This is a genomic window from Halanaerobiales bacterium (genome assembly GCA_035270125.1).
Taxonomy (GTDB): Bacteria; Bacillota; Halanaerobiia; order Halanaerobiales; family DATFIM01; genus DATFIM01.
Map to the genome: position 1 here is coordinate 1 of DATFIM010000231.1, position 4,274 is coordinate 4,274.

Annotated in this window: 4 protein-coding genes; 1 reads left to right on the top strand and 3 read right to left on the bottom strand. The window is 29.7% G+C overall.

Annotated elements, in window-relative coordinates:
- A partial coding sequence (locus tag VJ881_11425; GenBank protein ID HKL76665.1) for a hypothetical protein occupies positions 1 to 998 on the bottom strand: 998 nt, incomplete at its 3' end.
- A 247-nt stretch (positions 999 to 1,245) separates the two neighbouring features.
- On the opposite strand from VJ881_11425, the gene glnA reads away from it, so the two are divergent.
- Positions 1,246 to 2,676 (top strand): type I glutamate--ammonia ligase, encoded by a 1,431-nt coding sequence (gene glnA / locus VJ881_11430; GenBank protein ID HKL76666.1) that lies wholly within the window; start codon positions 1,246 to 1,248, stop codon positions 2,674 to 2,676.
- A 76-nt stretch (positions 2,677 to 2,752) separates the two neighbouring features.
- On the opposite strand, the gene VJ881_11435 is transcribed toward glnA, so the two are convergent.
- Positions 2,753 to 3,772, bottom strand: coding sequence for a biotin-dependent carboxyltransferase family protein (locus tag VJ881_11435; protein ID HKL76667.1), 1,020 nt, complete (start codon positions 3,770 to 3,772; stop codon positions 2,753 to 2,755).
- A partial coding sequence (gene pxpB, locus VJ881_11440) for a 5-oxoprolinase subunit PxpB (protein ID HKL76668.1) occupies positions 3,765 to 4,274 on the bottom strand: 510 nt, incomplete at its 5' end. The genes VJ881_11435 and pxpB, both read right to left, overlap by 8 nt.

Sequence of the window (4,274 nt, forward strand, 5' to 3'; positions counted from 1 at the left end):
TGATGACCTTTTCCTACTATTTTTTTATGAATTTTTTGCTGAACTTCTACCATTTCATTATAAAGACGGAAAATAATTATTTTACCGTAAAAATCATTATTAAACATTACATTTTTAATACTTAAAACCAAATCTCGTCCTTTGTATTGTAATAACTCTTCTGATTTTTCTTTTTTAGATAGCAAAAAGTCTAAATCTTTGCCATTGCCAGCCAGACTTTTCAATTCCTTTCCCTGCCAGTTATCCTTATCAACTTTCAATATTTTTTCTGCTTTATTATTGATTAATTCTATTCTTTGTTCACTATCAGTAATTATTACTCCACTTCCCATTTCATCTAAGAGTAATTTCCATTGATTTAAAAGAACTCTTCGGTTCTGCCAGGCATACTCAAATCCATACCAAAATGTAGGAACTTTTAATAGATATTTTTTTATAATTTCTTCTGCCTTTTTATCATCAACTCTTAATATAGAAAGTATATCTAATATATTTGAAATATCAAAAACTCTATTTCCTATCAGTATTATTTCAGCATCAATATCAGGTAAAAAATCATAGGGCTCAGGTTCAGGTACTATAATATAATCAATATCATCAGGATAATCTAACTTTCCTTCATAATAAGGACAGAGTTTAATATCAGTTATTCCTAATTGATAAATGAGGGCCATAGTTTCATTAGCCATATATTGATTTATATTTGCAACTAAAGCTTTTGAACCCCCGGGAATTTCTTTTATTTTCCTTAATGCCTCTCTTGTAATAGTTCTTTTCATCATTAAAGTTGGAGCATCACATTTGATTTTATCAATTAATTTATTCAAGATTTCAGGGTCAGTATATAAAATTAAATCAGTATTATAAATAGGGGGAACAGGTTCCATCTCCATATGTCTAAAATCTATTTCAATTATTTCTCCAAATATCTTTTTTAATTCATCAGTAAAAAATTTTGATATTTCCTTTTCTATTGCCAGGATAGTAATTTTTTTCATAAATAATTCAACTCCTCTCTCCTCCATTTATAAATCAAATTATTTCTGCTTATGAGTATAACACAAATAACTAAAAATGGGAAATAATAATTTTTATTTCATCTCCATCCCATTTATATAATAATAAACACTATTCAATCAACAATTATACCTGGCATAAACTATGCATAATATATATTGTGAATATTATTAAAATATAAATGTAACAAAATAAGTTAATTCTAATAATAAAATTGGAGGTCTTAAAATGTTTAAAAACTATGATGATTTAGTTAATTATGTGAAAAATAATGAGGTTAAAATGCTAGATTTTAAAATACCAGAATTATCTGGTGGATGGAGACATTTAACTGTTCCTGTCCAAAGATTATCAAAAGAATTATTTGAAGAAGGATTTGGATTTGATGGTTCAAACTATGGTTATGCAAATATTGAATCCAGTGATATGGTCTTTATTCCTGACTATACTACAGCATTTAAAGATCCTTTCTGGGAAAAAACTACTTTAAGTTTTTTAGGTGATATTCATGAAATAACTCCTGAAGGTAAAAAGCCATTTATAAATGACTCTAGAACAATTCTTAAAAGAGCACTTGATTACATGGAAGATAAAGATGTAGCTGATCAGTTTATTTTAGGTCCAGAATTTGAATATTATATTTTGGATCATGTCAGCTATTGGAATGAAGCAAATTCTTCTGGCTATAATGTTGATTCCTTTCAATCCGCCTGGAATAGTGATGAACTGGAAGAAAATTTAGGCTACAAAGTTGGTCACAAAGATGGTTATCATCGTGATGCTCCACATGACCTTTACCGAAATTTGCGTTCTGATATTTCTTTAGAACTTGAAAAAATGGGTATAAATGTTAAATATCATCACCATGAAGTTGGTGGTCCCGGTCAACATGAAATAGAAACTACCAGAGAAGAGGGACGCAAAATGGGCGATGCTTCTATGCTTATTAAATATTTTGTAAAAAATATGGCCTATCAGCGAGGAACAACTGCAACTTTTATGCCTAAACCTATCTTTGGAGAAGCAGGCAATGGATTCCATGTACACATGCAACTTTTTAAAGATGGCAAATCTATTTTCAATGGTCCTGATTCAAATTATGCCGGCCTTTCTGATAAAGCCCTCCATTTTATGGGAGGAGTATTAAAACACACACCAGCCTTAATGGCAATTACTGCACCAAGTACAAATTCATATAAAAGATTAGTCAAAGGTTATGAAGCACCAGTGGCAATTTGTTTTGCAACTTCCAATCGTTCTGCAGTAGTAAGAATACCTGGTTATGCTACAGCTCCTCAGAAAAAACGGTTTGAATTCCGCCCGAGTGATGCTTCAGGTAATCCTTACTTAACATTTGCTTCTTTATTAATGGCAGGACTTGATGGAATAGAAAATAAAATAGATCCAACCGAAGAGGGATTTGGGCCTATAGATAAAAATGTTTATGAAATGGATGAAAAAGAAACTGAACTAGAATTTTTACCTGGAAGTTTAGAAGAAGCTCTAAATGAATTAGAAAAAGATCATGATTTTTTAATGAAAGGTGATATTTTCACTAAAGAACTTATAAATAGTTGGATAGAAACAAAGAGAAAAGAAGCAGAAAATGTAAAAACAATGCCCAATCCTAAAGAATATGAAATGTATTTTGATGTGTAAAATTAAAAAGTAATAAACTATATTCTAAGCCAGGGAATTATAAACACCCTGGCTTTTTTGTATTTCTAAACAAAAATTATTGTATAATTTCTCTAAGTTCCACCTCATGCTTTTCACCATTTATTTTTATATTATAATGTTTAGAATCAGTTAATTCCCTATTTTGTTTTTCAATACTTTTGTATATTTCTTTTCTTTTATTTAATAATTTTTGAGCTGACTTCAAATCTATTTTTTCAAAAAACATTAAATCTCCAGGCTTTTTCTGAGAAACTAAATCTATATCAACTGTAATCACTGTTGCAATCTTAGTATAACCACCAGTAGTTTGTCTATCTGCTAACATTATTATTGGTTTTCCATTTCCAGCTACCTGAATTGAGCCTTCTGCGATTCCCTCACTGATAATATCAGCACCATCTTCATGTTCTATTTTAGGACCTTCAAGCCTATATCCCATACGATCAGCTTGATTACTAACTTTAAATTCACCTTCTAAAAATTTAGAAATACCACTTTTAGTAAAATAATCATCCTGAGGTCCCATAATCACTCTAATTTTATTTTTTGAAAAATCAGGTCTATATGCTTTTTCTAAAGATTTAAAAGTATAATTTTTCTTAGTAACCTCATTATTGATTTCTAAAACATCTCCATTTTCCAACTTTCTACCTTCATATCCTCCTAAATCAGCTCTTAAATAAGTTGATTTACTTCCCATCGTTTCAGGAAGATTAAACCCACTTTTGAAAGCGATATAACCTCTTAAACCTTTTTGAGATGGAAGAATTTGTAATATATCCCCTTTTTTAATATATTGAGATTGCCACATCTTTATATTTTTACCATTCAATTTAACTTCACTTTTGGCTCCAGTTACAGCTATAATAGCATCCTGTTCAAACTTTAATTTAGGTCCATTATATGTATATTCTAAAACTCCTTCTTCTTTGTTACCAACAAGTAAATTAGCTATTTTATAACTAAATTTATCCATAGCACCTGCTGTCGGCATCCCAAATTTTTGATAACCAAATCTTCCTCTATCCTGAACTGTAGTTAAAGGGCCACTATCTTGGACTAATAACTTAGGCATTTTTGACCCTCCCTATTTTAGCTTTTTCTTTCTTTATTTTTTCAAACTTATCCTCACTAATTTTTTTAAATTTTATATAATCTCCTGCTTTAACTAAAAAAGGAGGTTCTCTAAATGGATTAAATAAATTTAAAGGTGTTCTACCTATTAAACGCCATCCTCCTGGACTATCTATAGGATAAATACCTGTTTGGCTACCAGCAATACCTACACTTCCTTTATTAATTTTTTCCCTTGGTTTATCTAATCTTGGAGTAGCAATTTTTTCAGACATTCCTCCTACATAAACAAAACCTGGAGTAAAACCTAACATATATACTAAATATTTTCTCTGAGCATGAATTTCAATTACTTCATTTTTACTTAAATTATTATACTCAGCAACATAATCAAGATCAGGGCCATATTCTCCACCATAGACAGTAGGAATTTCAATTACATCTGGCTTTTCAATATTGAATTTTTCTAAATTATTTTTTAAAGTATTTAATTTCTCAACTAA

Coding starts and splice junctions, on each gene's coding strand:
- glnA (HKL76666.1), top strand. CDS start 1,246: ATGTTTAAAAACTATGATGATTTAGTTAATTATGTGAAAAATAATGAG.
- VJ881_11435 (HKL76667.1), bottom strand. CDS start 3,772: ATGCCTAAGTTATTAGTCCAAGATAGTGGCCCTTTAACTACAGTTCAG.